This window comes from Pseudomonas sp. TH41, from assembly GCF_016650695.1.
Lineage (GTDB): Bacteria > Pseudomonadota > Gammaproteobacteria > Pseudomonadales > Pseudomonadaceae > Aquipseudomonas.
In genome coordinates this window covers 1,002,558-1,028,428 of record NZ_JAEKFH010000005.1, presented here as the reverse complement: position 1 = coordinate 1,028,428, position 25,871 = coordinate 1,002,558, and the positions used below count along the sequence as shown (strand labels likewise).

Below are 25,871 nucleotides of genomic sequence, written 5' to 3'. Positions count from 1 at the left end.
TTTTTTTACAGGGGTATCGCCATGCGCTTTTCCGATCTGACTCAACGTATCGCCGGTGACGGCGCTGCCGCCTGGGGTATTCATTACCGTGCGCTGGCGCTGCAGGAACAGGGCGAAGACATTCTGCTGCTGTCGGTGGGCGACCCGGATTTCGACACCCCGGTGCCCATCGTGCAGGCCGCCATCGACAGTCTGTTGACCGGCAACACTCACTACGCCGAAGTACGCGGCAAGCGCGCCTTGCGTGAAAGTATCGCCAAGCGTCACCAGCAACGCAGCGGCCAGCAGGTCTCGGCCGATCACGTCACCGTGCTCGCCGGCGCGCAGTGCGCGTTGTTCAGCGTTGCCCAGTGTGTGCTCAATCCCGGCGATGAAGTGCTGGTCGCCGAGCCGATGTACGTTACTTACGAAGCGGTGTTCGGTGCGTGTGGCGCGGTGGTGATTCCGGTGCCGGTGCGCTCCGAAAACGGTTTTCGGGTCCTGCCCGAAGACGTCGCGGCCCGCATCACGCCGCGCACTCGTGCGCTGGCGCTGAACAGTCCACACAACCCGTCGGGCGCCAGTCTGCCGCGAAGCACCTGGGAGGCGCTGGCTGAACTGTGCATTGCCCACGACCTGTGGCTGATTTCCGATGAGGTCTACAGCGAGTTGTTGTTCGAAGGTGAACACGTCAGTCCGGCCAGTTTGCCGGGCATGGCTGAGCGCACCGCCACGCTCAACAGCCTGTCGAAATCCCATGCCATGACCGGCTGGCGCGTCGGCTGGGTGGTGGCGCCGACGTCCCTGTCGACGCACCTGGAAAACCTCGCGCTGTGCATGCTGTACGGCTCGCCGGATTTCATTCAGGACGCCGCTATCGTCGCGCTGGAAAGCCATTTGCCGGAACTGGAAGCCATGCGTGACGCCTACCGTCAGCGCCGCGATCTGGTCTGTGAAAGCCTGGCCGACTGCCCCGGCGTACGTGCCTTGAAACCCGATGGCGGGATGTTCGTGATGGTCGATATCCGCGAAACCGGGCTCAGCGCCCACGCATTCGCCGACCGCTTGCTCGACCGCCATGGCGTGTCGGTGCTGGCCGGTGAAGCGTTCGGTCCGAGCGCCGCCGGGCATATTCGTCTGGGGTTGGTGGTGGGGGCAGAACCGCTGCGTGACGCCTGCCAGCGCATCGCCCGGTGTGCCCGTGAGCTGATGGAGGCTCGCCAGTATGCATAACTACAAGATGTTGTTTATTGATGGTCGCTGGCAAACCCCATCCGGACAGGGCATCGCCGAGGTGATTAACCCGGCCACTGAAGGCGTCGCCGGTTCGGTGCCGCTGGGTGATGAACGCGATGTAGACAAGGCCGTGGCGGCCGCACGCCGGGCGTTTGGTCCCTGGTCGCGCGCACCCTCGAGCGTGCGCGCCGGCTACATCCGTGCCCTCGCCGAGCAATTGCGCGCGGGTGCCGATGAGATGGCCGCGGTGATCACCGCTGAACTGGGGATGCCGGTGCAATGGTGCCGTTCGGTTCAGGTGGACGGGCCCATTGAGGGGCTTGAGCAGTACGTCGAACTCGCCGGCCTGATGGACGAAGTGCGCGAGGTGGGCAATTCGTTAGTGATTCGTGAGGCGGTGGGTGTTTGCGCCTTCATCAATCCGTGGAATTACCCGCTGCATCAATTGATCGGCAAGCTCGCTCCGGCGCTGGCTGCTGGTTGCACCGTGGTGGTCAAGCCGAGTCAGGAGACCCCGTTGCACGCCTTTTGGCTGGCCCGGATGATCGAAGCCATCGGCTTGCCGGCCGGGGTGTTCAACCTGGTCAGCGGGCCAGGTTCGAAGGTTGGCGAAGCGTTGGCCAAACACCCGGACGTGGACATGGTGTCGTTCACCGGTTCCACCGGCGCCGGTGTGCGCGTGGCGCAAGCGGCGGCGCCTTCGGTGAAACGGGTGTGCCTGGAACTGGGCGGCAAGTCGCCGTTGCTGATTGCCGAAGATGCGGATCTGGCGGCGGCCGTGCGTTACGGCGTGCAGGACGTGATGATCAACTCCGGGCAAACCTGCACCGCGTTGACCCGCATGTTGCTGCCCGCCAGCCGTTACGCCGAAGCCGTGGAACTGGCCATCGCCGAAACCCAATGCCTGCGCATGGGCGACCCGCTAGACCCGCAAAGCTTCCTTGGGCCGATGTGCTCGGCGGCGCAGCGCCGCACCGTGCGTGACTACATTCAGGTCGGCCAGCAGGAAGGCGCACGATTGCTGTGTGGCGGTGAGACAGCGCAGGCGTTCGAGCGTGGTTTCTACGTCCGTCCAACCCTGTTCGCGGATGTCGACAACCGGATGCGCATCGCTCAGGAAGAAATCTTTGGTCCGGTGCTGTGCCTGATTCCTTACGCCGACGAAGCACAGGCCATTGAGATGGCCAACGATTCACCGTTCGGGTTGTCCAGCGGTGTCTGGGCCGGGAGCACTGAACGCGCCTTGCAACTGGGCCGTCAGCTGCGGGCGGGGCAATGTTTCCTCAATGGCGCCGCGTTCAACTATCAAGCGCCGTTCGGTGGCTACAAACAATCGGGCAATGGCCGTGAATGGGGTGAAGAAGGGCTCAACGAGTTCGTCGAAGTGAAGGCGATTCAGGTGTGAGCCTTGATGAGGTAAACGATCTACGCACCGGGCTTTGGCCCGGTGTTTTGCGTGGTTTTGAACCGGTAACTCATTACTTTCGTGGCTTTTGATCAGGGGCAATGCAATGAGCGATAACAACAACAAGATTACTCAAGCGAACCATGAATTCAGTTTTCCGCGTCGGGACTTTTTGAAATACAGCGCCACTGCGGCAGCGGTGGCCGGAGCGTTCTCCATGGGGCTGCCGTTTGGCGCCTTCGCCGAGGAAGCGACTCCCAAGCCAGGTGGCGTGTTGCGCCTGGGCCTGGCGGGCGGCAGCACCACCGATTCAAAAGACCCCGGTTCCTGGAGCGACACCTTCACCTTCGTCGGCTTCTCGGCGGTCTATAACACCCTGACCGAAATTGCCGTGGACGGCACCGCGATTCCAGAACTGGCCGAGAGCTGGACGTCGACCCCCGACGCGCGTATCTGGACCTTCAAACTGCGTCAGGGTGTGACCTTTCACAATGGCAAAACCCTGACCGCCGACGACGTGGTTGCATCAATCCAGCATCACCTCGGCGAAAAATCCACTTCAGCGGCCAAGACCGTGTTGGGCGATGTCGCCAAGGTCAGCGCCCAGGGCACTGACAGCGTGGTGTTCGAACTGCATTCGGGCAACGCTGACTTCTCTTATGTGGTCGCCGATTACCATTTGGTGATCATGCCCAGCAAGGACGGTGTCCCGGATTGGCAGGCCGGTGTCGGCACTGGAGGCTATCGCCTCAAGGCGTTCGATCCAGGTGTGCGCATGGCCCTGGAGCGCAACCCCGATTACTGGAAACCGGGCCGGGCGCATTTCGCCAGTGCCGAACTGATTGCCATTTCCGACGGCGCGGCGCGGATCAATGCGCTGGTCACCGGGCAGGTCGATGTCATCAACAAGGTCGACCTGAAAACCGTGGCCTTGCTCAAGCGCAACCCGAACCTGGTGATCGAAGAAACCAAAGGCGCCCAGCACTACACCTTCCCGATGTTGTGCGACAGCCAGCAGTTCCAGAACAGCAACATCCGCCTGGCGATGAAGCACGCGATCAATCGCGAAACCCTGCTGGCCTCGGTGCTGCATGGCTACGGCCTGGTGGGCAACGACCATCCGATCCAGCCTGGCAGCCGCTTCATCAACACGGCGCTGGAGCAGCGCACGTACGATCCGGACAAAGCGCGTTTTTACCTGCGCCAGGCCGGTGTCGATTCGCTCAAGGTCCGCCTGCAAGCCTCCGACGCGGCCTACGCCGGCGCGGTGGACGCGTCGGTGCTGTTCAAGGAGCAGGCCCGTCAGGCCGGGATCGATATCGACGTGGTCCGCGAGCCGGCCGACGGTTTCTTCTCCAATGTCTGGATGAAGCAACCATTCACCACGTCGTTCTGGTACAGCAGCCTGACAGCCGACCGGATGTTCAGCATCGGTTACGCCAAAGGCGCGGCGTGGAACGAAACCCATTGGGACAATCCACGTTTCAACCAGTTGCTCAACGCCGCCCGAGGCGAGATGAACGACCCGCTGCGCCGCGAGATGTACAACGAAATGCAGTCGCTGTGCCGGGACGACGGCGGGGCGATTGTGCCGTTGTTTGCCAGTTCGGTGGCGGCGCGGTCGAACCGGGTCGCTCACGGCGGCCAGACTGCGCCTTATGGCGAGCTGGACGGCCTGCGCGTCATCGAACGCTGGTGGCAGGCGTAGTGACGCTGTTGTTGTAGGAGCGAGCTTGCTCGCGATGGAGTGTCAGTTGACACCAATGTGGCTGACACACCATCGCGAGCAAGCTCGCTCCTACAGGGTTGGAGATTTGCAGTTTTCGCAAGCGTGCCCATTTCAAGGAACTGCACGATGAATAGTATTTTCAAGCTGTTGGCGCAGCGTTTGGCATTGGGCCTGTTATCGCTGTTTGCGGTATCGGTGATTATTTTTCTGGCCGTCGGCATGCTCCCGGGTGACATCGCCCAGGCCATGCTCGGTCAGTCCGCCACGCCGGAAACCGTCGCGGCTTTCCGTGCTCAACTGGGCCTGGACCTGCCTCCGCTAACCCGCTTCGGACACTGGATCTGGCACCTGCTACAAGGTGATCTCGGGGTCTCGCTGGCCAATCAGCGGCCCATCGCCGAACTGGTGGCCTCGCGTCTGGGGAACACCTTCAGTCTGGCGGCGTTGGCGGCGCTGGTTTCCGTACCGCTTGCCTTGTTGCTGGGCATGCTTGCGGCGCTCTATCGCAACAGCTGGTTCGACCGCTTGCTCAACACGACGGCGCTGAGCGCAGTGTCGTTTCCGGAGTTCTTTGTCGCCTACATTCTGATCCTGGTGTTCGCGGTGAAACTCAATTGGTTCCCGAGCATTTCCAACCTCGCGCCAGACGCCTCCTTCGGCACAGTGCTGGAACGCTCGGTGCTGCCGGTCGCGACATTGAGCCTGGTGGTCATCGCGCAGATGATGCGCATGACCCGCGCTTCCTTGATCAATCTGCTGGCCAGCCCCTACATCGAAATGGCCCGGCTCAAGGGTATCAGCCAGTCGCGGATCATCTTCCGTCACGCCTTGCCCAACGCACTGGCACCGATCGTCAACGTGGTGGCGCTGAACCTCGCTTACCTGGTGGTCGGCGTGGTGGTGGTCGAGGTGGTGTTTGTCTATCCGGGCCTTGGCCAATTGCTGGTGGACTCGGTGGCCAAACGCGACATCCCGGTGGTTCAGGCCTGCAGCCTGATTTTCGCGGCGACCTACATTCTGCTCAACACCTCGGCCGATGTGCTGTCCATCGCCAGCAACCCACGCCTGATGCATCCGAAGGGGTAGAACATGAGCCTGCTCAAACAATTGTTCCGGGCACCGCTGAGTGCCAAGTTCGGAATACTGGTCATCATCCTGTACATCCTGGTGGCGCTGTTCGCGCCGGTGTTGGCGCCGTACGGCGAAACGCAAGTGGTGGGCGACGGCTTCGCGCCCTGGAGCGGTGAGTTTCTGCTGGGCACCGACAACCTCGGCCGGGACATGTTCAGCCGCCTGGTCTACGGCGCGCGCAACACCCTGGGCATTGCCTTCCTGACCACCGTGCTGGCGTTCTTGCTCGGCGGCTTGAGCGGATTAATCGCCGCGATCAAGGGCGGCTGGGTCGATCAGGGCCTGTCGCGGGTGGTGGATATTCTGATGGCGATCCCGCAGCTGATCTTCGCCTTGCTGATTCTCAGCGTGGTCGGCACCACAGCGACGTCGCTGGTGTTGGTGATCGCGCTGCTGGACGCGACCCGAGTGTTTCGCCTGTCGCGGGCGGTGGCGATGAACGTGGTGGTGCAGGACTTCGTCGAGGCCGCACGTCTGCGCGGTGAAGGCTTATGGTGGCTGGTGACCCGCGAGGTGTTGCCCAACGCCGCCGCACCACTGATTGCCGAGTTCGGCCTGCGTTTCTGCTTCGTGTTTTTGTTCATCAGCGCGCTGTCGTTCCTCGGTCTGGGCATTCAGCCGCCCACCGCCGATTGGGGCAGCATGGTCCGCGACAACGCGGTGCTGATTACTTTCGGCGACATCAGTCCACTGTTGCCAGCGCTGGCCGTGGCGTTGATTACGGTCAGCGTCAACTTCGTTGTCGACTGGATGTTGCATAAATCCAGCGGCCTCAAGGAGTGCTGAACATGAACATGAACGCGATCGACAACGAAAAGCCGCTGCTGGAAATCCGCGATCTGCACATCGAAGGCCATTACGAAGACGCTTGGCACCCGCTGATCAAGGGCATCGACCTGACCCTGCAACGCGGCGAAGTATTGGGGCTGATCGGTGAGTCGGGTGCCGGCAAGTCGACCCTCGGCCTGGCCGCCATGGGGTATACCCGTGACGGTTGCCGGATCACCGGCGGCTCGGTGCAGTTCGACGGCATCGACCTGCTGCGCGCCAAACCTGAAGCGCTACGCACACTGCGTGGTCTGCGGATTGCCTACGTCGCACAAAGCGCTGCGGCGTCGTTTAACCCGGCCCATCGGCTGATTGATCAGCACGTGGAAACGGCGGTCAAGAACGGTGGCATGAGCCGTGCCCAGGCCATGGCAGAAGCGGTGGAGTTGTATCGGGTGCTGCGCCTGCCGAATCCGGAACAGATTGGTCAGCGCTATCCGCATCAGGTGTCTGGCGGGCAATTGCAGCGGGTCATGACCGCCATGGCCATGGCCTGTCACCCGGACCTGATCATCTTCGACGAACCGACCACCGCCCTCGACGTCACCACGCAGATTGAAGTGCTGGCGGCCATTCGTGATGCGGTGGCGACCTACGGCAGTGCGGCGATCTACATCAGCCATGACCTGGCGGTGGTGGCGCAAATGGCCGACCGGATCATGGTGCTGCGTCACGGCAAACTGGTGGAGGAGGCCGAGACCCGCAAGATGCTGGGTGACCCGCAGGAGGACTACACCAAGTCGCTGTGGGCGGTGCGCAGTTTCCGCACCGAACCCAAGCCGTGCCCGCAACAGGAAAAACCGCTGCTGGAATTGCGCAAAAGCTGCGCCAGTTACGGTCATCAGCCTGTGCTGCACGATGTCTCGTTGAGCTTGTATCGAGGCCAGACCCTGGCCGTCATCGGCGAATCCGGCAGTGGCAAGAGCTCGACCGCGCGGTTGATCACCGGCTTGCTGTCGCCGACGTCGGGTCAGGTGTTGTACGACGGCGAGGCGCTGCCGGCGGACTTTCGGCAGCGCAGCAAGGAGCAATTGCGGCGCATCCAGATGATCTACCAGATTCCCGACACGGCGCTGAATCCGCGTCAGCGCATCGTTGACATCATCGGTCGGCCGCTGACCTTTTACCTGGGGCTCAAAGGCAAGGCGATGCGGGCGCGAGTGGCCGAGTTGCTGGAAATGATCGAGCTCGATCCGGCGACCTTCATGGAGCGTCAACCTCGCGAGCTGTCCGGTGGGCAGAAGCAACGCGTGTGTATTGCTCGGGCATTGGCCGCCGATCCGCAGTTGATTATTTGCGATGAAGTAACCTCGGCGCTGGATCAATTGGTCGCCGAAGGCGTACTGAAATTGCTCAACCGGATTCAGCAACAATTGGGCGTCGCTTACCTGTTCATCACCCACGATGTCGCCACAGTGCGGGCGATTGCTGATGAAGTATTGGTGATGCAGCGGGGCAGGGTGGTCGACCACGGCTCGCGCAGCGCCATTTTCACGCCGCCGCATCAGGATTACACCGGACTGCTGTTTTCATCCGAACCGCAAATGGACCCCGACTGGCTTGACCGGTTGTTGGCCGCGCGCGCGTTACCGTCTTCAAACACAAAGCTTGTAAACGTCTAAGGAATTGCCATGAAAGTACTGATCGTCCACGCCCATCCAGAACCGCAATCCTTCACCGCGGCGTTGCGTGACCAGGCTGTTACGACCCTCGAAGCCCAAGGGCATGAGGTCCAGGTCAGCGACCTTTACGCGATGAACTGGAATCCGGTGGCCAGCGCCGATGACTTTTCTTCGCGGGAAAACCCGGAGTACCTGGTGTATGCCCTGGAGCAGCGCTTGGGTGTGAAGAGCCAGTCGCTCGCGCCGGACATCCAGCAGGAGCTCGACAAGTTGCTGTGGGCCGACCTGTTGATTCTGAATTTCCCGATTTTCTGGTTCTCGGCGCCGGCGATGCTCAAGGGCTGGATTGATCGGGTGCTGGTGTCCGGTGTCTGCTACGGCGGCAAGCGCTTCTACGACCAGGGTGGATTGAGCGGCAAGAAGGCGCTGGTTACCGTGACGTTGGGCGGGCGCGAGCATATGTTCGGTGACGGCGCGATTCACGGCCCGCTGGAAGACATGCTGCGACCCATCCTGCGCGGCACGCTGGCCTATGTCGGTTTTGACGTGCTGGAACCGTTCGTGGCCTGGCATGTGCCTTACATCAGCGATGAAGCCCGCAAAGAATTCCTGCGTGGTTACCAGCAACGCCTGGAACACTTGAGCGATGACCTGCCGATGGCGTTCCCGCGTTTGTCGCAGTTCGACGATGCTCTGTATCCATTGCCTGTCTGAGTTGATTCAATCCTGAAAAGATCGCAGCCTGCGGCAGCTCCTACAGAGGAGCGCCAATCCATGTAGGAGCTGCCGCAGGCTGCGATCTTTTGATCTTGGGCGCCTAGATTTCCTTCACCGGCGTTTCACTTTCCACACCTTTGATCAGCCCGATGGCGTGCAGGCAATCCCCTTTGTTCACGTACGACTCGCCACTGGCGATCGTCTCGTGATTTCCCGCCCTCAAGCGCCAGCGCCATTGCCCTTTTCCAGTGCTCGGGGTGCCTTTGGATTGCCTGTAAATCTCAAAATACATACTGCTCGCTCCATGCGATTGATCTATGCGCAGCCTGTGCGGCGCGTCGAAAGAAGCCTAGCGGAGCTGGGTTATTTGGCCATCGGGCATTTGTTTCGAATAGTTTGAACACTGGCCCGACAGCGCAGTAGACGCCTTCTCCCTGCCTTCCTAAACTGACGCGAGTCTTGGGCATGGGGAAAACGCATGAATCGAAATGAACTGCGCAAGGCCGACATCAACCTGATGGTGGTGTTCGAAACATTGATGCTGGAGCGCAACGTCACGCGGGTGGCGGAGAAACTGTTTCTTGGCCAACCGACCATCAGCTCGGCGCTTAACCGCTTGCGCACGATGTTCAACGATCCGCTGTTCATTCGCGTGGGGCATCGCATGGAGCCGACGGCGCGGGCGGAGGAGATCATTCGGCACCTGTCGCCGGCGCTGGACTCGTTGTCGGTGGCGTTGAGCCTGACCCATGATTTCGACCCCGCCAGCAGCACCATGACCTTTCGTATCGGGCTGTCCGACGATGTCGAGTTTGGCCTGTTGCCGCCGCTGTTGCGGGCCTTGCGCCAGGAAGCGCCCAAGGTGGTGTTCGTGGTGCAGCATGTCGATTACTGGCGGATTCCCGACTTGCTGGCCTCCGGCGATATTACCGTCGGTATCAGCCAGACTCGCGGCCTTCCGGCCAATGCCAAGCGCAAATTGCTGCGACACATTCAGCCAAACATTTTGCGCGCGGATGCCTCCGACACACCGCTGACCCTCGATGAATATTGCTCACGCCCCCATGTGCTGGTTTCCCACACCGCCAACGTCAGTGGTTACGCCGATGAGTGGCTGGCGGAGATCGGTCGTACGCGCCATGTCGTACTGTCCGTGCCGCAATACAGCTCGTTGCCGGCCCTGCTGGCGGGCACCGATCTGATTGCCAGTCTGCCGGACTACACGGCCGAGGCGATGGCGGCGTCCGGTGTGCTGTTCAGCGAGCCCTTTCCGTTCAAGACGCCGACCCTGGACCTGTCCATGGTCTGGCTCAGCCATGTCGATACCGACCCCGCCGAACGCTGGTTGCGCTCGCGGCTGGAGGCGTTTATGAGTGAGCGTTCCGCCTTGCCGTTGTCCCTGTGAGTCAGGCGACGCTGTGTTATACCTAGGACCTTTGCGCCACACTTCAGGAGCCCGTCATGCCCCACCTGCACATGGAATACACCGCCAACCTGCCCGAACTGAATGCCGACATGGCGTTGATCCGGCTCAACAATGTACTGATGGCTTCCGGTCAGTTCGCTGCCGAATTCGACATCAAGAGCCGCGCGGTGAAGGTCGAGACGTTCAAAGTCGGCACCGCGCTGGCTGAGCGCGCCTTTGTGCATGTGAAGCTGGCGCTGTTGAGCGGTCGCTCGCCGCAGATCAAGAAACAGTTATCCGAAAGCCTGCTGGCGGTGCTGCAGGATGTGTGTGAATGGCCGACGGGGATTGAGGTTCAACTGGCCGTGGAAATCCTCGACATCGATCGAGAGTCTTACGTCAAGACCGCCATCAACCACTAACGGTCAGGTCATTTCCTTCTCGGAGCAGGCCTGAATAATGTGCTCGCGCAGCCAAGTGTTGGCGCTGTCCTGATCGATGCGTTGGTGCCACTGCATGTCGAGGGTGAACCCCGGCAAGCCGATGGGGGCTTCGCAATGATCAAAGGGTGCCTCGCTGGCCAGCCATCGCTGGATGCGCCGAGGCAGGGTCACCATGAACTCGGTGCCGGTGATCATCTTCAGCGCCGCGCTGTAGCTGTTGGCGCGCGCGACGATCTGCCGTTTTTGCGCCTGCTGCGCGAGCCAGCCGTCGACCATGTTGGTGGCGGATGTCCAGGGCGTCGGGAACACATGCCGGCGTTCGACAAAGGCTTGCAGGCTCAAGCGCGGTTCCAGCGGCGCGGCGCCTTTATCGAAGACACACACCAGGTCATCCTCCAGCAGCCTCCGGGATCTGAAATCGTCGTGGCTGCGATGAAAGTTCGGCCCGAAACACATCACCAGGTCGAGGCTGCCATCGCGCAATTGCTCGGCGGGGATGTCAGTGTCGAACTTGTGCATGTTGATCATCACCGGCAGGCCGGCGAAATCGAAACGCTTCAACAAGCGCGGCAAGATCAATTGCTCGAAGTATTCCGGCGCACAGAGGTTGAAGGTGACGGGTTGTGCGGTCGGGTCGAACGCCTGGGCGCCGGCATGACACAGGTTGATGCTTTCGAGGATCTTCAGCACGTGGGTGTACATGCTGTTGGCTTTGCCGGTTGGACGCATCCCTGCCCGGGTATTGAGGAACAGCTCGTCCTCGAAACTGCTGCGCAGCTTTTTCAGGCAGTAACTCACCGTGGACTGGCTGATACAGAGCGCCTCGGACACCACCGTGACGCTGCTTTGCTCGTACACAGCGACAAACACCATGAGGTCCTGCATGTCGAGCTTTCTTAGCACGTTACTGTTCAGCATCCATTCTGCCTCGCCGTGTTCCTTGCGCTGATTGTGCGCAACGTGTGCGAATGATCCTAACGGAACGAGCGTGCAAGGAGAATGCTTCGTCGGTATCAGCCTTGAGCGACGGCTGAAACGGCGCGGCGACTGGACCTCAGGATAGGGGGTTTCCGGGTCAGCGAATGTGTCGGGCGTAATCCCGTGGGTCGAAGCGCAGCACCATCAGGATCATCAGCGCCATGACCCCCATCAGTGACCACCACGCCCATTCGAAGCTGCCGAGCCGGTCGCGGATCATCCCGGCCATCAGCGGCGAAAGGCCGGCAATCAGGTAACCGATGCCTTGCACGAACGCGGTCAGGCCACCGGCACGGCGGGGATTGTCCAGATGATCCAGGGACACGATGAGGCTCATCGGGAACAGTCCGCCGATGCCCAGCCCCAACAGGCACAGCCACAGCAGGCTCAGGTGCTGCGGGCTCAGAACCAGTCCGCAGAAGCCGGCCATGATCAGCACCAGCAACACCACCAGCACCCGACGTCGGTCCCGGCTACGGTTGGCGATGGCCGGCGTCAATAGGCCGGACAACACTTCCATGGCGGTCAAGAAGCCCAGCAGCAACCCGGCATTTTCTTCACTCCAGCCTTTTTCGATGTAGTACGGTGCCAGCCAGGCCAGCACACAGGTATAGGACGCCGTACCCAGACCGAAGAAGATCGCGAGTAACCAGGCGCGGGAATTGCCGAAGAAGGATTCGTTGCGTGAGTCTTTGGGGTCTCGCGTCGGCATCGCCGAGCGTTGCCCGAGCCAGAACAGCAACGCCGCCACCGCCAGCGTCGCCCACACCGCCAGGCCTACGCGCCAACTGCCGGTGCGGGTCATCACCACGGGTGCGAAGGACGCCGCGATGGCGGCGCCGCCCATGATCGATGTGACGTAGAGCCCCATGCACAGCGAAACGTTATCGCTGAAACGCGCCTTGATCAGAGCCGGCATCAACGCCTGGATCAGCGCGATACCGACACCCGCCAGCACGGCGCTGAGGATCAGTTCGGCCGCGGAGTCGAGGAACAGGCGCGATGCCGTGGCCAGGCCGATAATCAACAACGAGAGCACCACCGTGCGTTGTTCGCCGAGCCGCTGGCTGACGCTGAGGCCAAAAAACATCGCCAACCCCATCGTCATCACCGGCAACAGGGTCAGCAGCGAAGCGAGGCTGAAACTCAGCGCAATGTCGCCGCGAATCGCTGAGAGTAAAGGCCCGACAGCAGCCATGGAGGGACGCAGGTTCAGGGCGGCCAGAACAATGCTGAGCATTAGCCAGAGCGCGGGGCGGGACGTTGCACGAACGTTTTCCATCAATCGGACCTTGAGTAAACCGGAGCCGATTAGGCGCGCGAGGCCGGGAGTCCGCAAATCAGAAAGTCCGAAGTAGTATTTAACTACTAAATAAATGCCCGATGTAGCAGCTGCCGAGCCTGCGAGGCTGCGAAGCAGTCGTAAAACCATTCTGCGCAGTGTTTCAGGTAGACCGAAGTGGCAGGATTAACGACTGCTTCGCAGCCGAACGCAGCCTCGCAGGCTCGGCAGCTGCTACAAAGTGCTACAAAGGGCGTGGTGTGCTATCAATTGTTTAGTCATCCCACAACCAAAGTTCTTCAAATCCCGATTTAACGACTTAACCGCCCGTGTGACGCTGCTGCGCATCTGTTCTCTGCGGTTATTTCTATGGACGGTTGTCCCGCCGTACTTCCCTCCGAATTAGCCTTTTGGGCGCTGTGGCACTGCCGACACGCGCGCCCGCCGGATTCCTGCATTTTCCGTTGATTGTTCCTACGGGTCCCGCGCTATGCGCAGGATCAGACCGGCGACGCTTGCGCGTTTGCCTGACTCGGAAATATGAGAATTCCCATGAGCAGTGCCACGACCTCATTTGCCACGAAATACGAAGCCCTGACCTTTCTTGAACAAAACCCGGATATCGAGATGTTCGAGTTATTCATCCTCGACAACAACGGTGTGCCTCGGGGCAAGTTGCTGCACCGCGATGAGTTGCTGGCGGTGTACGAAAGCGGCCGGCCCTTGCCGAGCACCATTCTCGGTCTGACCATCAACGGCGATGACGTGGAAAATTCCGGGCTGGTGTGGGACGTCGGTGATATCGATTGCCGGGCTTACCCGATCAGCGGCAGTTTGACGCGGATGCCGTGGCGCCTGATCCCGACAGCGGCGGTGCAAGTCAGCATGCACCCGAAGGAAGGCATGCCAGCGACCATTGCCGATCCACGACACCTGTTGGCGAAGGTCATTGAAGGGTTGCAGGCCGACGGTTATTACCCGGTCATGGCGGCGGAGCTGGAGTTTTATTTGCTGGACCAGCAGCGCGACAGCAACGGCCGGCCACAACCGGCGCGGGATGTCGATGGTGGCCGCCCGCGGGGTACTCAGGTCTATGGTTTGCGTGAACTTGAACAGATCGAGCCGTTTCTCGCCGACCTGTACAGCGCCTGCAAACTCCAGGGTATTCCGGCGCGCACGGCGATTTCCGAATATGCGCCGGGGCAAGTGGAAATCACGCTCGAACATCGCGCCGACGCGTTGCAGGCGATGGACGAAGCGGTTCGCTACAAACGGCTGGTCAAGGGTGTAGCCCACAAACACGGGATGACGGCCTGCTTCATGGCCAAACCGTTCGATGACCTGGCCGGAACCGGCATGCACATGCACATCAGTCTGGCAGACAAGGACGGCAACAATCTGTTCGCCAGTGAAGCCGCGGACGGCACGCCGCTGCTCAGGCACGCCGTTGGCGGGATGCTGGGCACGTTGCTTGATTCGTTGCTGCTGTTCTGCCCGAACGCCAACTCCTATCGTCGCTTCCAGACCAACAGCTACGCGCCGCTGGCGGCTACTTGGGGCGTGGACAATCGCACCGTGAGCTTGCGCGTCCCAGGGGGGCCGGCATTCTCCCGGCATATCGAGCACCGGATTTGTGGTGCCGACGCCAACCCGTATCTGGCGGCTGCGGCGATTCTGGCCGGTATCCATCGCGGTATTCGTGAACAACTCGACCCCGGTGCTCCGGTGGAGGGCAACGGTTATGCGCAGGCCAAGGAACTGCTGCCGACGGACTGGTTGACCACATTGCGGGCGCTGGAAGGTTCAAGCTGGGCTCGGGATGCGTTCGGCGGTGAGTTCCTCGGCGTCTACCTGGCAGTGAAACGTGCTGAATATCGTCAATTCATGGGTGAGGTGGGGGAACAGGATTGGCGTTGGTACCTGAATCAGGCCTGAACCCTTCTCAAATAGTTTAAAATTTTTGCGCTGATTTCGTAAGCCAACTAATCGTTGGCTTCTTTTTCACAAAAAATTGATGGATGACTGCCTACAATTTAGGCGGTCGCGGCAAATGAAATTTTCACATTTGCCGAGGGCACTCTTTCAGGAACAGTCGATTCTCATGTTGAAATTTAAAGCCGTGCGCCCCGAGTGGGTGACACTGATTGCCAGTGCCTTTCTATTGGCGGGGTTCAATTTAGTTCTCTGGCAGCACCTGTTCGATATCACCGATTCCAACGCCAAGGGCATGGTCATGCGTGTGGCCTTCGGGGTGATGATCCTGGCCGCTTTCAACATTGTGCTGACCTTGCTGGCTTTCCGGCGTGTGATGAAGCCTGTCTTGACGCTGATTTTCATGATCAGCGCCGGGGTGGCGTATTTCATGAGCCAATACGGTGTGCTGATTGACACGGGCATGCTGCGTAACTTCGTGCAAACCAATGCCACGGAAGTACGCGACTTACTGTCCTTGAAGTTGGTTGCTTATATTCTATTGCTCGGTGTTTTGCCTTCTTTGGTGTTGTGGAAGACCCCGGTGAGTTATCGCCGCTGGCACCGCGAGTTGTTAACCAAGGCGTTGGTCAGTATCGCCTCGATCGCCGTCATCGGTGGCGTCGCGCTGGTCAACTACCAAGGATTGTCTTCCTTGTTTCGTAATCACCATGAGTTGCGGCTGATGGTCGTGCCGAGCAACTACATTGGTGCCTCGGTTGGTTTCCTGCGTGAGCAAGTTGTCTCGGCGCGGCAACCTTTTGTCAAAATCGGCGAAGATGCCCAGAGAAACCCGGCGTGGCAGGCCCACACCCGTAAATCCCTGACGGTATTAGTCGTCGGTGAAAGTGCCCGGGCCGAGAACTTCGGCATCCTCGGTTACAACCGCGATACCACCCCGAAACTGAGTAAAGAAGCCGGCCTGATTGCTTTTACGGACGTGCATTCCTGCGGCACGGAAACCGCCGTTTCGGTGCCGTGCATGTTCTCCGACATGGGCCGCAAGGATTACGACGCCAGCAAGGCCAAGAACGAAGAAGGCCTGCTGGACGTGCTCAAGCGCGCCGGTCTCGACGTGATCTGGCGTGACAACCAGTCGGGCTGCAAAGGTACGTGCGATCGGGTCACCCTCGACGACGTGAGCGACCTGAAAGACCCGGTACTGTGCGCCAACAGCGAATGCCGCGATGAAATCCTGCTGCAAGGTTTGCAGCACTTCATCGATACCCTGGATAAGGACACGGTGTTGGTGTTGCACCAAATGGGCAGCCACGGTCCGGAGTATTTCAAGCGGTACCCGAAAGAATACGAGCGCTTTACCCCGGTTTGTGAAAGTAATGCGCTGAATAATTGCAGTCGCGACAGTATCGTTAACGGCTACGACAACACCCTGGTGTATACCGACCATGTGCTATCGACCCTGATCGATCTGTTGCGCAGCAACCAGGACAAGGTCGACACCGCGATGCTTTATCTGTCGGACCACGGTGAATCCCTGGGCGAGTACAACTTGTTCCTCCACGGCACGCCTTACATGCTGGCGCCGGAACAACAGAAGCGAGTCCCGATGTTGGCATGGTTCTCCGACAGCTATCAGAAGTCGTTCTCGGTGGACACCCAATGCCTGCAACAGAGTCGTAACAAGCCTTTGAGCCAGGACAACCTGTTCCACTCGATGCTCGGTTTAATGCAGATCAACAGCAAGGTGTATAACCAGGATCTGGATATGTTTGCCGGTTGTCGCGGTGCTGACATCGATGGCGTGTTGGCCAAAAAGTGAATACTTCGACCCTTTACTCATACACCGGTCGCTAACCTGTGGCCGTCGGATCGTCCACCAAGAGCAAAACGCACATGTCCGCTCAGCCGCCTTCCGCCATCGAACTTGAGTTCGCCAGGCGCTACGATCAGGAACACGCTCGCGTCTGTCTTCAGCCGCGACCGCGTGGCCTGGCCGAGCGCCTGGCGTTCTGGCGCGACGAGCAGATGGTGCGCAACGCGCTCAAGGTCGCTGGCGAGCCGGGGCTGATTCTCGATGTGGCTTGTGGTGTCGGGCGTTACTGGCCGGTCCTGGTCGAGCACGCGAACCGGGTGGTTCTCGCGTCAGATCCGTCTCAGGACATGCTCAATCACGCCCAGACTCACCATCCGCAGGACCTGTTAAAGCGGATCAAGACCTTTCAAAGTTCAGCCTTCACCATCGGGTTGTCGGAGAACGCAGTCGATTGCATTTTTTGCATACAGCTGTTTCAACACATCGCCACGCCCGAGCATCGGTTGGCCATGCTTGAAGAGTTCCATCGGGTCAGTCGCGATACGGTGATTGTGGCCGTGCGGCTCCAATCGCGTTTCAAGCCTCGGCGATCAGACGAAGAGGGTACTCCAGCCCAACAGCTGGTCAGCAAGACCGAGGTCGAAGGCGAGTTCAAGCGTGCGGGTTTCGACGTGCTCAGCCATCAGGACTTCCTGCCGGGTTATGCGCGGATGCGGATCTACGTGCTGCGTAAGGTCGGCTAGTCTCCGTTTGTCAGACAATTCTTGCCGTTCGGTAGGTTATTTCGCTAAAGCTCTTGTTCAGTGGATGCGCGGAAATCGCCGGGGGCGATATATACTGCGCGCCATTCTTCAAGGGAGAGCCGTGTGGCCATCGATATTCACTGGATTCGCGACAACGATAGCCTCGGTCAGTTTTGTACCGAGTGGCAGCAGCTGCCATTCGTTGCCCTCGACACCGAATTCATGCGGGTCGACACCTTTTACCCGATCGCCGGCCTGTTGCAGATCGGCGATGGCGTACGCGCTTACCTGATTGATCCGCTGACCATCGATAACTGGCAGCCCCTGTCCGCGTTGCTGGAAAACCCGGCCGTGGTCAAAGTCGTCCACGCGTGCAGCGAAGACCTCGAAGTCCTGCTGCGCCTGACCGGCAGTCTGCCGGTGCCGTTGTTCGATACCCAATTGGCGGCGGCCTACCTGAACCTCGGTTTTTCCATGGGGTATTCGCGCCTGGTACAGGAAGTGCTCGGTATCGACCTGCCCAAGGGCGAGACCCGTTCCGACTGGCTGCAACGTCCACTTTCCGACACTCAGATCAGCTACGCCGCTGAAGATGCTCTGCACCTGGCGGAAGTTTTCGTACAGCTTCGTCCGAAGCTTTCTGACGACAAGTACGCCTGGGTCCTGGAAGACGGCGCCGAACTCGTCGCCAACCTGCGTCGCGAGGTCGATCCGTACGAGGTCTATCGCGACGCCAAACTGGCCTGGAAGCTGTCCCGCGCTCAACTCGCGGTACTGCGTGAACTCTGCGCCTGGCGTGAGCACGAAGCCCGCGCGCGGGATCTGCCGCGCAACCGTATTGTCCGTGAGCATTCCCTGTGGCCGCTGGCGCGGACTCAACCGGACAATCTCGGCGCGTTAGCGAAAATCGAAGACATGCATCCGCGCACCGTGCGTCAGGATGGCGAATTTCTGCTTGATCTGATCAAGCGCTCTGGCAGTGTGTCGCCAGATCAATGGCCACCTGCGGTGCCGGAGCCTCTGCCGGTGGACGCCGCCGCGCTGGTCAAGCAGCTGCGAGCCATTGGCCAGGCCGAGGCCGAGCGCCTGAACATTGCACCAGAGCTGATGCTGCGCAAGAAAACCCTGGAAGCGCTGCTCAAGAGCGGCTACCCCAATGGTCCCTACCAATTGCCTGATTCGCTGCGTGGCTGGCGCCGCGAATTGATGGGCCAGGCACTGCTCGACAGCCTGGCCACCGCCGGAGAACAGCCTTGAAACGTATTTGCTCCATTTATCGAAGCCTGAAAAAAAACGAGATGTACCTCTATGTGCTCAAAAGCGATGCACTGGAGCGTGTTCCGGAAAGCCTGATGGCCGCGTTCGGCAAACCACACCACGCCTTCGACCTGGTGTTGACCCCCGAGCGCAAACTGTCGCGCGAGGACATCACCGTGGTCCTGGAAAACCTCGAGAAGCAGGGCTATCACCTGCAAATGCCGCCGGCAGAAGACGAGTACATCGAACATTTGCCAGAAGAGTTGCTGCGTCGCAACGATCCGATGTAATTGGCAGACAGGCTCTGTTCAGAGCCTTTATGAAACACTGGAATGATTTTGGCGATGGCCAGGGCGACGGAGTGATACTCCGTCGGCGGGCGTCTGCCCTGCTTTTGAAAGGTTTGAACCATGCGCGTTCTGATTGCTGAACACGACCACCCTGTGTACGCCCAACTGCTGCGTCAGGCAGCACCTGATCTGGAAGTGCTGACCAGCGGCGACTCCGCCGAACTGGCCAGCCAGGCCGCCGATTGCCCGATCTGGCTCGGTCAGCCGGACCTGCTGGCGACCCTGCTGCGTCAGGGCCACGAGCCACAATGGCTGCAATCGACCTGGGCGGGCATCACGCCGCTGCTGGCCGACGGCTTGCCACGGCACTATCGCCTGACACGGGCGGTGGGGATTTTCGGCCAGGTCATGGCCGAATACGTGCTGACATACATGCTCGGCCACGAGCGCGAAGTGCTGGCGCGACTGGTCAGCCAGGTTGAGCGCAAGTGGGACAGTCGCCATGGCCAGAGTCTGGCGGGACGCAAGGTGTTGATCGTCGGCACCGGTGACATCGGTCAGACCGTGGCACAATTTCTCGTCCCGTTTGGCGTCGAGTTGTACGGCATCGCCAGCGAAGCCCGCGAGCAGGCGCCGTTTGTCGAAGTCGCCGCACTGGCGGATTTGCCGCGCCTGGTCGGTGAAGTGGATTATGTGGTCAATCTGCTGCCCAACACCCCGAATACTCACGACTTGTACGACGCGGCCCTGTTCAAGCAGTTCAAGCCGACCGGGTTGTTCATCAACGTCGGGCGCGGCGTGGCGGTGGTCGATGCGGACCTGGTGGAGGCCTTGAAAGAAGGGCATCTGGCGGGCGCGGTGATCGACGTCTGCCGTCAGGAGCCGCTGCCGCAACGCCATCCGTTCTGGACGGCCTGGGGCTTGCTGTTGACGGGCCACAGCTCGGCGCCGACCTCGCCATCGATGATGGTGAATCTGTTTGTCGAGAACCTGCGGGCGTATCAAGCGGGTGAAGCGTTGCGCGGGGAAGTGGATTTCGATCGCGGGTATTGAATCCACCTTACTTGAACATTGTGCAAAACCAATTGTAGGAGCGTTGTTGCTCGCGATGGTGTGTCAGTCGACATCAATGTGTCTGACACACCATCGCGAGCAAGCTCGCTCCTACATTGGTTCTGCGTTGTTGCTTAGAGGGTGAAATCGCCTTCAGCCGCCAATTCGCTCAGTGGACGACGCGGGCTTGGCTCTTCACGCGCTTGCAGGTAATCCGCCAGCGTCGCTTTGTCGCCCAGTTTGCCCACTGCCACCGCCGCATGCAGGGCATAGCCCGCAGGAATATTCAGCTCTTTGCGCGTCAGTTCCTGATCGAAACCGGCCATGCCATGGGTATGCCAGCCGCTGATGCTCGCTTGCAGCGCCAAATGTCCCCAGGCCGAGCCGGTGTCGAAGGTGTGCCACAGGGCCGGGGTTTCTTCGGTGGCGCCAGGCACGGCGAAGGTGGTTTTCGAGATCACGATCACCAGCGCCGAGGCGTGTTGCGCCCAACTGCGGTTGAATTCGTTCAGCAGGCCCAGGTAACGCTCCCAGTTCGGCGTGTCGCGACGCGCATAGAGAAACCGCCAAGGCTGCGAGTTGTAGGCCGATGGCGCCCAGCGAGCGGCTTCGAAGAAGCTCAGCAGGGTTTCGACGGGAATGGCTTCGCCGGTGAAGGCGCGGGGCGACCAGCGATCGGTGAACTGAGGGTGGATGGCATAGTCGGCAACGCGTGAATTGGCACTCATCAAGAGATTCCTTGCTACGTTTGAAAGGGAAGGTCGCCTGAAACCTGCGGGCGCAGTTGAGCTGAGCGATGAGGTTTTTCGAGAGCCGTGACAGTCACCTGAATGCAACGCGGTTGAGCGTTAATGGCACGCAAGCCTGGCTCCTTGCGACTGGCAAAGCTACTTGGCGACGCGAGAACTGACAAGTGCCGTTCTACCGGCAGTCGCCAGCGCTTGGCCCACGGGGCTCCGCGCACTAGACTGGCGGCCTTTTCACCACCTGATGTTGATGCTTGAGCCATGGCCGCCAAAGTCGAACCGTTCTGGATACGCAAAACCCTCGATCAACTTGATCAAGTGGAATGGGAGTCGCTTTGCGACGGTTGTGGCCTGTGCTGCCTGCAAAAGCTCGAAGATGAAGACGACAATTCCGTCTATTACACGCGCATCGCCTGCAAACTGCTGGACCTGAAAACCTGCCAGTGCACCGACTACCCCAACCGTCGGGACTTTGTGCCGGACTGCATCCAGCTCACACCGGGCAAGGCTGACGAGTTCAAATGGCTGCCGCCCACCTGCGGTTATCGCCTGGTCAGTGAGGGCAAGGACCTGCCGCTTTGGCATCATCTGGTGTGTGGTGATCGCGATGCGGTGCACCATGAACGTATTTCCCAGTCCGGGCGCATGCTGGCCGAAGGCAGCGTGGCTGAGGACGATTGGGAAGATCATTTGATTTTCCGGGCGGGTTAATTCCCGTCGCCACACTAGGAGTGTGTATGGCTGTGGGATTGCGGCTGGCGTTGGTGGTTGGGCTGTTGGGCCTGAGTTTGCCGGTGTGGGCGGCCAAGAAAGTCGATCTTGATTATCACGTGCGCCTGTTGCCGCAAAGCGATCAGGCTGAAGTGCGTCTGACCCTCGCCCAGGGCTCGGCGGTGCGCAGTCTGGATTTCGACCTCGGCGATGGCAGCCACTACAGTGATTTCAAGGCCGACGGCCAATGGCAACTTGCACCGGGCCAGCAGGTCCGTGGTGTCTGGCGCCCATCGGCAGACAAAGCCAGCCTGACCTACCGCGTACGCATCAGCCACGGCCGCAAGAGTGGCAGCTTTGACACCCGCATGACTCCGACCTGGGCGCTGATGCGCGGCGACGACCTGGTGCCCGCTGCCAAGCTCGATCAACAGGACGGTATCGAGCTGGTTTCACGCCTTGAGTTCGAATTGCCCAGCGGTTGGAAAAGCGTTGAAACCGCCTGGCCGCGAATCGGCAAGAACAAGTTCCGCATCGACAACGTGTCCCGGTTGTTCGACAGGCCCACCGGCTGGATGCTCGCCGGCCACCTCGGCACCCGTCGCACACGGCTGGGCGAAACCGAAGTCACGGTTGCCTCGCCTCAAGGACAAGGCATGCGCCGTATGGACGTGCTGACGCTGCTGACGTTTGTCTGGCCGCAAGTGCAAGCGGTGTTCCCGCGTCATCCCACTAAATTGCTGATTGTCGGCGCCAACGACCCGATGTGGCGCGGCAGCCTGGCGGCGCACGAGTCGATCTATCTCAACACGCGTCTGCCACTGGTCAGCGAAAGTGGCACCAGTGCGTTATTGCGGGAGTTGGCCCAGGTATTCGGGCGGATCAACGACAAACAGCACAGTGACTGGATCAGCGAAGGGTTTGCCGAGTATTACGCCATCGAACTGGTGCGCCGTGCGGGTGGCATGAGTGACGAGCGGTATGCGAGTTTGCAGCACACGTTGGCCAAGCACAGCCAACAAGTCACGACCTTGCGCGGCGAGCAGATCAGCCCGGCGCAGCTGTCGAAAGCCGTGCTGTTGTTACAAGAACTGGATCGCGAGATTCGGTTGAAGACGCGGAACAAGCGGTCGCTGGATGATGTGTTGCGCGGGGCGATGCATTTGGAGAGTGTCGATACCAAGGCATTTATTCAGCTCAGTGAGAGCGTCATTGGCGAGTCGTCCAGGGTCCTCGATACCGAGTTATTGCAATAGAAAATCAAAAGATCGCAGCCTTCGGCAGCTCCTACAGGCGCACACAAAACCGTGTAGGAGCTGCCGAAGGCTGCGATCTTTTGATCTTAAACGGGCTTATCCCCAGTGTTCGGTGACTTCAACGAATCATTCCCGGTCACCGTGGCGGTTTTTGTCGCCATCTCTGCATTCGCTTTCAACTGGCTCAACTCTTCCCCGGCACGCTGAATCTTCGCCCGAACGTTGTTCATGTCCTGACGGCTTTTCTCCAGCAGGCTCTTGGCCGAACTGTGCCCGGTAATACCGCGCGCCAGCGCCACGCCGCCAATCGCCACTTGAATCAAGCCGAACACGCCGCCGCGACGCAGGCCCTTGCCGATCATGACCACGCCACCCGCCAGGGAGCCAATGCGCTCCCAACCCTGAACATTCTGGTCGGGGTGAGTCTGGAACGGGGTGGATTCGATGCGCTCTACGCGTTTGAGTTCGCTCATGATCTGTCTCCAGGCTTCAAGAATAGATAGTTAAGCTGACTGCCGAGGCGGGTAGCTTGTTCCATTGGATGTACGATCAATCAGCGGAATTTCGGCCCGGAACGGGTGTTGAGCCCCTTGGCCATGCGGTCGTAGAGCACGACGTTGACGGTAGCCGCCAGGTTCATGCAGCCGGTGGTCGGAATGTAGACGACGTCTTCGCACCAGTCGCGGATCTCTTTATCCAGTGAGCCGTCTTCCGGGCCAAAGATATAGAGGGCGCGGTCCGGGTGGGTGTATTCCGGAAGCGAGCGGGCGCCTTCGACTAGTTCGACGGCGACGGGTACGCACCCCAGCGGCAGGATTTTTTTCAGGTCGTCGATGCCGATCAGCGGGATGTCGTAGTGGACGCGCTTGGTGTCGGTGACGAAGTCGGCGGCGCGTTCATAGCGCTTACCGGTGTAGAACACGGATGCCACGCTATAGCAGCCGGCGGCGCGCATTACCGAACCGACGTTCTCCGGTGATTTGGGGTTATACAAACCAATGCAGCTGTACCGTTTGTCTGCCACGAGCGGGGTGCCTTCGGGGAAAAAACGGCGATTATACGGGGATTGGGGGAGGGCGGTCAGATTGTAGATTGGTGGTGTTCCGGTGATTGCTTTCGCGAGCAGGCTCGCTCCCACACTGGATCCTGGGTGTTCACAAATGTTGTGTTCACCGAAGGTCCCCTGTGGGAGCGAGCCTGCTCGCGAAGAGGCCGGTCTTGGCGCTGAAGATCTTCAGTCGTCTTTCTTCATCAACCCCGCCAACGCCGCAAACGGATTGTGCGTCGCCTTGGCGATTTTCGGGCTGCTGAGCGAACCTTCATCGAAATACTGCTGATCGGTATAACGGGAGTGTTCGTTGTCATGGCAATACAGGCACAACAATTCCCAGTTCGAACCGTCCTGTGGATTGTTGTCGTGGTTGTGGTCGCGGTGGTGCACGGTCAGTTCGCTGAGGCGCTTGCCGGAAAACTCACGAGCACAGCGCCCGCACACGTGCGGGTACATTTTCAGGGCTTTGTCGCGGTAACCCATTTCCTTGTCGCGCTGGTTGTCGGCGAGGATGCGGTCCAGCTTCGACGTGTTGGTGGGGGTGGACGAACTCATGGGTTCACCTTTGTTAAATGACTAATGACGGTATAGGTGGAGTTTAGCTCAGCCCTTGAGCTTCTCCGCAATCCAGATGGTGTGCCGGGTGCCCTTGTTGCCGTGGGCAAAGACTTGCACTTCCTCGGCCTTGAAGCCAGCCTTCTTCAGCTTGTCGGAAAACTGCTTGTCGGCGCTGGCCGACCATACGGCCAGCACGCCTTTGGGCCGCAGGGCCTTGGCACAGGCGCTCAGGCCGCCAGCGGAGTACAGCCAGCTGTTGGCCCTCTGAGTCAGGCCTTCAGGGCCATTGTCGACGTCGAGCATGATCGCGTCGAACCCTTGTGGTTCGGCTTGCAGCACTTTAGCCACATCTTCCATGCGGATCACCGTGCGCGGGTCGAGCAGCGGATTCCCGGCTTTCTCTCCCAGCGGTCCACGGTTCCACTCAACCACGCCGGGCACCAATTCGGCGACCACGACTTCAGCGGTCTTGCCCAAATGCTTGAGGGCCGAGGCCAGGGTAAAACCCATGCCCAGACCGCCGATCAATACCCGTGAGTTCGGCCGACCCGCCACCTTGCGGCACGGAATCTCGGCCAGTGCATCTTCGGAACCATGCATGCGGGTGTTCATCAACTGCCCGCCGTCGCCGCCCTGGATCTTGATGACGAAATCCTCACCGTATTCGAACAGGCACAAGGCACCGCCGTTTTCAGGAATTGGGGCGGTGTCGAGCAGAACGAAACGTTTCATGGGGCTCTCTTGAGAAGAATTGGCAGGGGGGAGGGCAAACGAACGCAGTTGGGAGTAGCCTGCAAGCAGACAACAAGGCCAACGGAGCCATTGATGAAGCGCACCATTCTAACGGCCATTGCCTTGGCCGCGCTCTCGATAACTGCAGCGCAGGCCCAGGAGCAGCAAAACACTCCGACCAGTCCGGCATCGACGCCCGGTTCACCGGGCACCGCGACCCCGACGCCGTATCCGCAAATCAGCCCCGCCCCCTTGCCTAAAGTCGGCCCCGGCAGTGGAGGACCGCCCTTGGTGCCCATTGAAATGCCTAGCCCGCCGACCAAGGACCAACCCCTGCCGGGGCTAGAGCAAAACCCGACGAGAGCCAAAGCGCCGGGTGGTTAGACCTGCTGTGAAAGCAGCTGTCCGTCGGCCATCCGCAAGCGTTTGGACAGGGAGACGGCGAGGGCGCGGATGATCTTCGCGGCGATTTTCGGCGCGTCGTTGATCATCTTTTCCAGCGAGTCCTTGCCCAGATTGAGCAACTGGCAGTGGCTGGCGGCCACGCAACTGGCCGAGCGTCGCTCGCCGTCGAGCACCGCCATTTCGCCGAACGAGCGACCGCTGCGCAAGGTGGCCATGGTCACCAATTGTCCCTCGCCGTTGGTTTTCTGCACTGCCACCTGGCCAGAGTGGATGATGCACATGAAGCTGCCGGCATCGCCCTCGTGGAATATCTCTTCGCCCTGGGCGACGGTGCTGATGCTGAAGTAGCCTGAAGCGGCGGCGAAGTCCACGGGCAGCAGTTGATCGAACAGGCCGCAATCCATCAGCCAGTCGCGAATTTCATTGTTCAGTAGGGTCGGTTCTGACATGTCGGCACGGTCTTTTTTTGTGTCTGTTGCTGTTCTGGCTTGGATTCACCGGCAACCCTTGTGGGAGCGGGCTTGCTCGCGAAAGCGGTGTGTCAGGCAACTTTTATGTCATCTGACACG

At 60.1% G+C, this 25,871-nt stretch carries 27 protein-coding genes; 18 read left to right on the top strand and 9 right to left on the bottom strand.

Going from position 1 to position 25,871, the window contains the following annotated elements; translation table 11 throughout:
• Positions 1-21 precede the first annotated feature (21 nt).
• The 7 genes from JFU37_RS23155 to JFU37_RS23125 all read left to right on the top strand — a co-directional run bounded on the left by JFU37_RS23155 (position 22) and on the right by JFU37_RS23125 (position 8,644).
• Positions 22-1,212, top strand: coding sequence for a pyridoxal phosphate-dependent aminotransferase (locus JFU37_RS23155; RefSeq protein WP_201119228.1), 1,191 nt, complete (start codon positions 22-24; stop codon positions 1,210-1,212).
• Positions 1,205-2,620 carry an aldehyde dehydrogenase family protein gene (locus JFU37_RS23150; RefSeq protein WP_201119226.1) on the top strand — a complete coding sequence of 472 codons (1,416 nt, stop codon included), beginning with the start codon at positions 1,205-1,207 and terminating at the stop codon, positions 2,618-2,620. Before JFU37_RS23155 ends, JFU37_RS23150 begins: the two co-directional genes overlap by 8 nt.
• A gap of 106 nt (positions 2,621-2,726) precedes the next feature.
• On the top strand, positions 2,727-4,328 hold the full coding sequence (locus JFU37_RS23145) for an ABC transporter substrate-binding protein (protein ID WP_201119224.1): 1,602 nt from the start codon (positions 2,727-2,729) through the stop codon (positions 4,326-4,328).
• Between the two features lie 147 nt (positions 4,329-4,475).
• On the top strand, positions 4,476-5,435 hold the full coding sequence (locus JFU37_RS23140; protein ID WP_201119222.1) for an ABC transporter permease: 960 nt from the start codon (positions 4,476-4,478) through the stop codon (positions 5,433-5,435).
• A gap of 3 nt (positions 5,436-5,438) precedes the next feature.
• Positions 5,439-6,266 (top strand): ABC transporter permease, encoded by an 828-nt coding sequence (locus JFU37_RS23135; protein WP_201119220.1) that lies wholly within the window; start codon positions 5,439-5,441, stop codon positions 6,264-6,266.
• Positions 6,267-6,274: 8 nt separating this feature from the next.
• Entirely contained in the window at positions 6,275-7,930 is a 1,656-nt protein-coding gene (locus tag JFU37_RS23130) for an ABC transporter ATP-binding protein (protein ID WP_201119508.1), read from the top strand.
• Positions 7,931-7,939: 9 nt separating this feature from the next.
• Positions 7,940-8,644 (top strand): NAD(P)H-dependent oxidoreductase, encoded by a 705-nt coding sequence (locus JFU37_RS23125; protein ID WP_201119217.1) that lies wholly within the window; start codon positions 7,940-7,942, stop codon positions 8,642-8,644.
• A gap of 103 nt (positions 8,645-8,747) precedes the next feature.
• On the opposite strand, the gene JFU37_RS23120 is transcribed toward JFU37_RS23125, so the two are convergent.
• Positions 8,748-8,939, bottom strand: a complete 192-nt coding sequence (locus JFU37_RS23120) for a YegP family protein (protein WP_201119215.1) — start codon at positions 8,937-8,939, stop codon at positions 8,748-8,750.
• Positions 8,940-9,125: 186 nt separating this feature from the next.
• Between JFU37_RS23120 and JFU37_RS23115 the strand changes: the two genes are divergently transcribed.
• Positions 9,126-10,052 (top strand): LysR substrate-binding domain-containing protein, encoded by a 927-nt coding sequence (locus JFU37_RS23115; RefSeq protein ID WP_201119213.1) that lies wholly within the window; start codon positions 9,126-9,128, stop codon positions 10,050-10,052.
• A 56-nt stretch (positions 10,053-10,108) separates the two neighbouring features.
• Complete coding sequence (locus tag JFU37_RS23110; protein ID WP_201119210.1) at positions 10,109-10,474, top strand: 5-carboxymethyl-2-hydroxymuconate Delta-isomerase; 366 nt, start codon at positions 10,109-10,111, stop codon at positions 10,472-10,474.
• Between the two features lie 3 nt (positions 10,475-10,477).
• On the opposite strand, the gene JFU37_RS23105 is transcribed toward JFU37_RS23110, so the two are convergent.
• Both JFU37_RS23105 and JFU37_RS23100 read right to left on the bottom strand, forming a co-directional pair.
• The gene (locus JFU37_RS23105; RefSeq protein ID WP_201119208.1) at positions 10,478-11,413 is read right to left on the bottom strand and encodes a LysR family transcriptional regulator; all 936 of its coding nucleotides are present in this window, start codon (positions 11,411-11,413) and stop codon (positions 10,478-10,480) included.
• Positions 11,414-11,570: 157 nt separating this feature from the next.
• Positions 11,571-12,755 (bottom strand): cyanate transporter, encoded by a 1,185-nt coding sequence (locus JFU37_RS23100; RefSeq protein WP_201119206.1) that lies wholly within the window; start codon positions 12,753-12,755, stop codon positions 11,571-11,573.
• 552 nt (positions 12,756-13,307) lie between these two features.
• On the opposite strand from JFU37_RS23100, the gene JFU37_RS23095 reads away from it, so the two are divergent.
• The 6 genes from JFU37_RS23095 (at position 13,308) to JFU37_RS23070 (ending at position 19,843) form a co-directional block, all read left to right on the top strand.
• Positions 13,308-14,690, top strand: coding sequence for a glutamine synthetase family protein (locus tag JFU37_RS23095; RefSeq protein ID WP_201119203.1), 1,383 nt, complete (start codon positions 13,308-13,310; stop codon positions 14,688-14,690).
• A gap of 166 nt (positions 14,691-14,856) precedes the next feature.
• Complete coding sequence (locus JFU37_RS23090; RefSeq protein WP_201119201.1) at positions 14,857-16,506, top strand: phosphoethanolamine transferase; 1,650 nt, start codon at positions 14,857-14,859, stop codon at positions 16,504-16,506.
• A gap of 74 nt (positions 16,507-16,580) precedes the next feature.
• A complete protein-coding gene (locus tag JFU37_RS23085; protein ID WP_201119199.1) occupies positions 16,581-17,243 on the top strand; it encodes a class I SAM-dependent methyltransferase in 663 nt (220 codons plus the stop codon).
• 123 nt (positions 17,244-17,366) lie between these two features.
• Positions 17,367-18,500, top strand: a complete 1,134-nt coding sequence (gene rnd / locus JFU37_RS23080; RefSeq protein ID WP_201119197.1) for a ribonuclease D — start codon at positions 17,367-17,369, stop codon at positions 18,498-18,500.
• Entirely contained in the window at positions 18,497-18,790 is a 294-nt protein-coding gene (locus JFU37_RS23075) for a YcgL domain-containing protein (protein WP_007898694.1), read from the top strand. Before rnd ends, JFU37_RS23075 begins: the two co-directional genes overlap by 4 nt.
• 120 nt (positions 18,791-18,910) lie before the next feature.
• Positions 18,911-19,843 (top strand): D-2-hydroxyacid dehydrogenase, encoded by a 933-nt coding sequence (locus JFU37_RS23070; RefSeq protein WP_201119195.1) that lies wholly within the window; start codon positions 18,911-18,913, stop codon positions 19,841-19,843.
• A 134-nt stretch (positions 19,844-19,977) separates the two neighbouring features.
• On the opposite strand, the gene JFU37_RS23065 is transcribed toward JFU37_RS23070, so the two are convergent.
• Entirely contained in the window at positions 19,978-20,571 is a 594-nt protein-coding gene (locus tag JFU37_RS23065) for a nitroreductase family protein (protein WP_201119193.1), read from the bottom strand.
• 279 nt (positions 20,572-20,850) lie between these two features.
• Between JFU37_RS23065 and JFU37_RS23060 the strand changes: the two genes are divergently transcribed.
• A complete protein-coding gene (locus tag JFU37_RS23060) occupies positions 20,851-21,300 on the top strand; it encodes a YcgN family cysteine cluster protein (RefSeq protein WP_201119191.1) in 450 nt (149 codons plus the stop codon).
• Positions 21,301-21,326: 26 nt separating this feature from the next.
• Complete coding sequence (locus JFU37_RS23055) at positions 21,327-22,556, top strand: hypothetical protein (RefSeq protein ID WP_201119189.1); 1,230 nt, start codon at positions 21,327-21,329, stop codon at positions 22,554-22,556.
• Between the two features lie 86 nt (positions 22,557-22,642).
• Here the strand turns inward: JFU37_RS23055 and JFU37_RS23050 are convergent, their stop codons facing one another.
• From JFU37_RS23050 to JFU37_RS23035, 4 genes are all read right to left on the bottom strand, one after another.
• Positions 22,643-23,029, bottom strand: a complete 387-nt coding sequence (locus tag JFU37_RS23050) for a YgaP family membrane protein (RefSeq protein WP_201119187.1) — start codon at positions 23,027-23,029, stop codon at positions 22,643-22,645.
• 80 nt (positions 23,030-23,109) lie between these two features.
• The gene (locus JFU37_RS23045; RefSeq protein WP_201119185.1) at positions 23,110-23,580 is read right to left on the bottom strand and encodes a TrmH family RNA methyltransferase; all 471 of its coding nucleotides are present in this window, start codon (positions 23,578-23,580) and stop codon (positions 23,110-23,112) included.
• A gap of 210 nt (positions 23,581-23,790) precedes the next feature.
• Positions 23,791-24,162 (bottom strand): YajD family HNH nuclease, encoded by a 372-nt coding sequence (locus tag JFU37_RS23040; protein WP_150815460.1) that lies wholly within the window; start codon positions 24,160-24,162, stop codon positions 23,791-23,793.
• Positions 24,163-24,210: 48 nt separating this feature from the next.
• Positions 24,211-24,897: a spermidine synthase gene (locus JFU37_RS23035; RefSeq protein WP_027925870.1), complete on the bottom strand. Its 687-nt coding sequence runs from the start codon at positions 24,895-24,897 to the stop codon at positions 24,211-24,213.
• A gap of 93 nt (positions 24,898-24,990) precedes the next feature.
• Between JFU37_RS23035 and JFU37_RS23030 the strand changes: the two genes are divergently transcribed.
• Entirely contained in the window at positions 24,991-25,281 is a 291-nt protein-coding gene (locus JFU37_RS23030) for a hypothetical protein (RefSeq protein WP_201119182.1), read from the top strand.
• On the opposite strand, the gene JFU37_RS23025 is transcribed toward JFU37_RS23030, so the two are convergent.
• Positions 25,278-25,751, bottom strand: a complete 474-nt coding sequence (locus JFU37_RS23025; protein ID WP_201119180.1) for a cyclic nucleotide-binding domain-containing protein — start codon at positions 25,749-25,751, stop codon at positions 25,278-25,280. The genes JFU37_RS23030 and JFU37_RS23025 overlap by 4 nt on opposite strands.
• Between the last annotated feature and the right edge of the window lie 120 nt (positions 25,752-25,871).